The organism is Arthrobacter sp. CG_A4 (genome assembly GCF_035985125.1).
GTDB lineage: Bacteria > Actinomycetota > Actinomycetes > Actinomycetales > Micrococcaceae > Arthrobacter.
The window spans coordinates 1-5,294 of record NZ_JAXCID010000085.1; the positions used below are offsets into that span (position 1 = coordinate 1).

Sequence of the window (5,294 nt, forward strand, 5' to 3'; positions counted from 1 at the left end):
CGAAGATTGGTTGTGTAGGAACTCCCAAATCTATCGGGTTACCCATGCCCCTTAGCACACAATCCCTGACCCACACTTCTGTCAGGAGAGCCCATTATCGGCATGTGAAAATCCTCGGAAAGCCGGGTAGGCGTGTCTAGACAGTTATGCGGTCCGGGGCTATCTTCTTGGCATCGTTATAACTCGTTCGGCAGTTCTGCAATCTGATGATTCACGAGGACAATCCAGTCCGTGATTTCCAGGTAAAACTCCGGACCGTCCAAAGCTGTTTAGCATCACATTTGTCACTCAGAAGGAGAAGGGCTTTCTCGGTGTGACTGTGAGCCGGAGGCCGGCGTTTCGTCCGAGCAGTTCTTTGAAGAAGTCTGGGACATCGATGCGTCCGCGCCAGCAGTTGGGGGTGGCATCGGTGTCCGTCAGGAGATCTGTTTCCTGCGGGTTCCAGTCCCTGATGGCGGTGGGGATAGTGCTGTTCCAGGCCGCCCAGGCCCGGGGCAGGCTCCGGCCACTGGCGGGAGGTTCGATGTCAACGAGAAGGGTGTCCTGCCAGTCCTCCGTCTGTTCCATATGGTCGTCAAAGAAGAACCTGCCCCGTTTTTCCTGGATGGACATCAAGCGCAATTTGAGCGCGTGACGCAGAGTGGGTACTTCCTTGCCCCCCACGCGCGGACGGGGGGCCTTCGAGGAGAGGAAAGCGGTGAGCAGCGGCATGGGTGAATCAATCGGGTCGCCCTCCTTCCAGTGCTCAATCTGAACGGGACAGAAGTGAGCCGCGCTCTGTTCGTGGAGCAGGATGGGCAGTCCGCGGATGGCCAGGCCGACGTCCAGTTGGAACTCGACGTCGCTCGGGGCATCGCGGCCTACGGTGAAACCGACGAGCTCAGCCTGGATTTTGAGGTCGCCGAAGAGAAACCGCTGCAGGTTCTGGTATCCCTCTTCAGAATTCACTATTCCGTAACGGCCGCTGTGGCTGCGGTGGACTATGGCCAGGGGCGCACCCCTGACGGCAGCGTTGTCGATCTGGACGAGCCCGTCACTGCGGGCGCCAACGGCTTTCGAGGACAAACCGAACGCAACGTCATAGTCTTCAGGATTTGACCCGACCAGGCAGAACAGCTCATCCACGGGGAAACCGTCCGCTGGCATCTCGGTCCCGCTGAAGTCATCACGCGTCCGTGCGTGCCTCAGGGTTGTCGGTGTGAGGTAGTCATACATCCGGTCGGGGCCGAAGATGTCCGCACCGTGGATTCCTGTAGCGTCACGGATGCGCTCGAGCAGTCCATAGCCGACTGCGAAATTGATCCCGCCGTGGGGCGTCGCGTAGGTGAAAACCCTGGCGACGTACCTGGTTCCGGCGGCCGGGTCAATTTCGCCGTCCTCGCCGGCCAGGTCTTCGGGAATGACGCGCTGCAGGAGTGAGCGGCAGATCAGGCCGCCCATGGAGTGTGCCACGAGAAAGACCATTGGCGCGCCGGTCTTCTCCAGCACCAGCTTGACCAGGTCGAAAAGGTCCCGGGCTGCCTCCTCGAAGGAGAAACTCTCCGGGTCGTTCGAGAAAGTAGCCGCCGATTCATCGTAAAAGCGATGAATCCATACTGACGCCGGGTTGACGGTGCCGGTCTCCGCTCCTTGGAGGAACGCCCATTGGTCGCCATGGACGGGCACCTCGTACTTGTGGTCCGTGATCAGCCGCAGCATGGGGGACTCAAACTGATGGAATTTAGCCCTGCCATTACTGTCGGCTCGGACATGGACGGACCCTTGGCTGAAGCCATAGAACGGATCGTCCACCGCACTGTTAATCGTGGACCCGTTCCCCGCAAACCCGCGAACGTAAATTACCGGAAGCCTGCCATCATCGCCGGGATTGCCCATGCCGTCGCCCTCTCCAAAAAAACTCACTGCTCTCCGGATATAAACCGGCTGCACGCGTGTGGGGAATCAAAGCACCTTGGCCGTTACCGGGGTGTTACTGGCCGGATCAGCAAATGCCATGGGCTCGCATTGCCGACTCACGATAACGCGGCAATAACGGCACCGCGGCTCTACTTGAACCGGAAGCCCGGGCGCCAATGCGGCCCTGCATGCGCAGCGAATCGGCGGCCAAGGGGACGACCCGTAGACGAGGAGACGTTCGATGACGTGGTTTGGTTGGGAGAGCTTGGGCGGCGTTTTGACGACAGGCCCGAGCGTATCGTCGTGGGCCCCGGGCCGGCTGGATACGTTTGTCCGCGGCACTGACTCAGCCCTCTGGCATAAGTGGTTCCAGAACGGGTGGTCCGGCTGGGAAAGTCTGGGCGGAGTGCTGACGAGTGCTCCCGGGGCGGCATCGTGGGGCAACGGCAGGATCGATGTCTTCGCACGCGGCACAGACTCCGCACTGTGGCATAAGTGGTTCCAGAACGGGTGGTCCGGTTGGGAATCCCTGGGCGGCGTCCTCACGTCAGCGCCGTCAGTGTCGAGTTGGGCCGCCGGCCGCCTCGACGTCTTTGTGCGCGGCACGGACTCGGCGCTGTGGCATAAGTGGTTCCAGGACGGGTGGTCCGGCTGGGAAAGTCTGGGCGGCGTACTCACCTCCGCACCCTCCGCCGTTTCGTGGGGCAACGGCCGGATTGACGTCTTCGCTGTAGGAACTGACGCGGCGCTGTGGCATAAGTGGTTCCAGAACGGGTGGTCCGGCTGGGAATCCCTGGGCGGCGTACTCACCTCCGCCCCGTCCGTTTCCAGCTGGGCCTCCGGGCGTCTGGATGTGTTTGGCGTCGGCACCGACTCGGCCCTGTGGCATAAGTGGTTCCAGAACGGGTGGTCCGGCTGGGAATCCCTGGGCGGCACACTTATCAGCGAACCAGGCGCCGCGTCCTGGAGCCCAAACCGGATCGACATCTTCGGAGCAGGAACAGACAGTGCCATGTGGCACAGATGGTGGTCACTGCGCCCGACAGTGCGGCTTCACGCCAAGGTTCTTACCGCCCCGACCGTTGCGGTGGACACCGCCGTGCAACGGATGCGGGAAGTCTACGCAACGGCCGGGATCGGCGTCGAACTGGTGTCCACCGAGAACCTTAATCTGCCCGCCCTCAACGACGTTGACGTCGGGAGCTGCGTTCTCGGTCAAACAAGCGCCGAGCAGAACCAGCTCTTCGCCAACCGCAACAACGCAGGCAACAACGACGTCGTTGTCTACTTCGTCCGTTCCACCGTTCCCCCGTTCAATGGTTGTGCAGCATTTCCCTCCGGCCAGCCAGGTGCAGTCATAGCGCAGGGCGCCACGCAATGGACCCTGGGCCATGAGGTGGGGCACGTCCTGGATCTGCGCCACGTCAACGACAACGACAGGCTGATGACGGGAAACGGCACCGGCAACATCACCAATCCCCCGCCGGATCTGATCAATACCGAGGTCACTTCCATGATCAACAGCACCTTCACGCAGGACCTATAGGAGCCACCATGAGCGTATCGATGAAGGCCGTACTTGAAGTCCTTGAACCTGACGAGCCCAACTACGACAAAGCCGCAGCACTGGGGCCCGAGGCACTCCCGCACCTGCAGGCGCTCGTTGAAGGTGATGATCCCATGCTGGCCGCCAAGGCCGCCTTCGCGGCCAGTCTCCTTGAGGGCGGCCAGGGCCAGGATGTTGTTGCGGCCGCAGCACGCAGCGAAACTGCGAGCATACGCGTAGCAGCCGCTGCGGCTGCCAGAAACCTTCCGGCTGAGTCAGCATCCACCGTACTTACCGTTCTCGTTGACGACGACGATCCGGGCGTCCGCAAGGTAGCCGCATCCTCGGTTCCGTCAGATGCGCCACCACAGCTCGCCGCGAAGGTCGCGTCCCGGCCAGGCCAGGCGGCAGGCGCCGGCGGCACGGGACTTCAGGAGAAAACAGGGGAAACCCCGCGCACTCCCCCAACGGGAACCGGCGCCACGATGCCAGGGGAAGGACAGACCCGGATGCCGAGTGAGAAGCCGGCACCCGGGCTCATGCCCGGGGAGAGCCCCTGACAGGCCAGCCACGATGAAACCAGCCCTTTCAAGGAGTGAGTAATGATTGCAGAAACCGCCCGCCCGCACTGCGACCTCAAACCGCAATCCCGCCCGGTGCTCCGGCCAGACCTATCGCCTCGCCGGGAACGTCTCATACGCATGTTGCGGCTCAAATGGGTCAACGGCACCGTGCTGCACTACTGGTTTCTTGAAGGACCCGGGCCGCAGAAGGATGCCGTACGGAACGCCTTCCAGGAATGGAAGGATCTGGGCATAGGTCTGGAATTCGCCCAGGTGGCGGACCGAAGTGAAGCCGAAGTGCGTATCGCCTTTGACCAAGCGGACGGCTCATGGTCATACGTCGGACGCGATATACTCAGCATCAGCGCCACCGAACCCACCATGAACTTCGGCTGGGACCTCACCGACGACTACGGCCGGACCACGGCGCTGCACGAAATCGGACACACCCTGGGCATGCCGCATGAGCATCAGAATCCGTTCGCCGGCATCGTCTGGGATGAGCCCAAGGTCTACGAATATTTCGGCGGCGCACCAAACCACTGGCCGCCGGACCAGACACTGCACAATGTGTTGCGGAAGATCGATGCCAGCGAAGTCGAAGGGTCCAGCTGGGACCCGGACTCCGTCATGGAGTATTGGTTCCCGGCGGGACTGATCAAGGAACCCGCACGTTTCCAGGCCGGCCTCAATCCCCCGGGCGGACTCTCAGACGCAGACAAAGAATGGGTACTGAAATTCTTCCCACCACTGGCGCCCTTAGTTCCGCGCCTGAAGCCATTCCAGTCCGTTCCCCTTTCCTTGGCCCCCGGAGGCCAGGCCGACTTCTCGCTCCAGCTAGAGGCCTCTCGCGAGTACGAGATCGCCACGTTCGGAACAGCTGACACCGTTCTGGTGCTGTTCGAGGAAGTTGACGGTGAACTGCGCTTTGTGGCCGGCGACGATGACAGCGGCGAAGCCCGCAACTCCCGCATCTCAGCCAAGCTCTTCCAGGGCCGACACTACGTGGCACGAGTGAGGCTGTACTGGGCCGGCGAATCGGGGCAAACAGCCATCATGTGCTGGTAGAAAACCACACAGTTGGGTGCGCTCCTAGCAAGGCCAACACCGATTCAGCCTCTAATCATTGCTTCAAAGTGCCGAACCGGGGTGCGAAGTAACCACCATGCAGCCCTGCTCCACCGTCGTGTGGCCAATTGCTCCACACCGCGGCCCAGCCCGCCCATGAAGCTTGACAGCAACGCAGGGACCAGCCGGGTGCAACATGACCCACCAAGGGAATCCTTTTC

The 5,294-nt window shown here is 61.7% G+C and carries 4 protein-coding genes; 3 read left to right on the top strand and 1 reads right to left on the bottom strand.

Annotation, left to right across the window (positions count from 1 at the left end; all coding sequences use genetic code 11):
* Positions 1 to 288: 288 nt before the first annotated feature.
* Positions 289 to 1,698: an esterase/lipase family protein gene (locus RCH07_RS18980; protein WP_326969046.1), complete on the bottom strand. Its 1,410-nt coding sequence runs from the start codon at positions 1,696 to 1,698 to the stop codon at positions 289 to 291.
* 604 nt (positions 1,699 to 2,302) lie between these two features.
* Between RCH07_RS18980 and RCH07_RS18985 the strand changes: the two genes are divergently transcribed.
* Genes RCH07_RS18985 through RCH07_RS18995 form a run of 3 tightly spaced genes read left to right on the top strand, consistent with a single transcriptional unit; the run spans position 2,303 to position 5,073 of the window.
* Positions 2,303 to 3,442, top strand: coding sequence for a hypothetical protein (locus RCH07_RS18985; RefSeq protein ID WP_326969047.1), 1,140 nt, complete (start codon positions 2,303 to 2,305; stop codon positions 3,440 to 3,442).
* Positions 3,443 to 3,450: 8 nt separating this feature from the next.
* The gene (locus RCH07_RS18990) at positions 3,451 to 4,002 is read left to right on the top strand and encodes a hypothetical protein (RefSeq protein WP_326969048.1); all 552 of its coding nucleotides are present in this window, start codon (positions 3,451 to 3,453) and stop codon (positions 4,000 to 4,002) included.
* Between the two features lie 42 nt (positions 4,003 to 4,044).
* Positions 4,045 to 5,073: a M12 family metallopeptidase gene (locus RCH07_RS18995; RefSeq protein ID WP_326969049.1), complete on the top strand. Its 1,029-nt coding sequence runs from the start codon at positions 4,045 to 4,047 to the stop codon at positions 5,071 to 5,073.
* Positions 5,074 to 5,294 lie beyond the last annotated feature (221 nt).

What these genes read in the sequence shown, in the direction of transcription:
- RCH07_RS18980 (WP_326969046.1), bottom strand. Translation starts at nt 1,698, where the DNA reads ATGCTGCGGCTGATCACGGACCACAAGTACGAGGTGCCCGTCCATGGC.
- RCH07_RS18990 (WP_326969048.1), top strand. Translation starts at nt 3,451, where the DNA reads ATGAGCGTATCGATGAAGGCCGTACTTGAAGTCCTTGAACCTGACGAG.
- RCH07_RS18995 (WP_326969049.1), top strand. Translation starts at nt 4,045, where the DNA reads ATGATTGCAGAAACCGCCCGCCCGCACTGCGACCTCAAACCGCAATCC.